General features: G+C 65.1%; 1 protein-coding gene. It reads right to left on the bottom strand.

What is annotated here, in order from left to right:
• Positions 1-255 (bottom strand): hypothetical protein (locus IU450_RS41560; RefSeq protein ID WP_195154794.1); only part of this gene is annotated, 255 nt, incomplete at both ends.

Below are 255 nucleotides of genomic sequence, written 5' to 3'. Positions count from 1 at the left end.
GATGCAGCTTCAGGATGTACATGTAACCGACCGCGACCGGATACGGGAACGGCTCACCGGAACGCCCGTCGAACAACACCGCCTTACCGTCGTCATCGACCATCCGCTCCCCGTCACGGTTGGGCAGTGTCGAGGCCAGCAAACCGGTCAGCTCCTCCTCCCGCGCACCATCGAACACCGGCGTCGCGATATTCGAATCAGCCGGAGCACCCAACATCTCCTGCGGCAGCGCCGCCGCCCACTCCGGGCGGGAAC

The sequence above is a fragment of the Nocardia abscessus genome (assembly GCF_015477775.1).
Taxonomy (GTDB): domain Bacteria; phylum Actinomycetota; class Actinomycetes; order Mycobacteriales; family Mycobacteriaceae; genus Nocardia; species Nocardia abscessus_A.
This window is presented reverse-complemented; position numbering and strand designations above follow the sequence as displayed.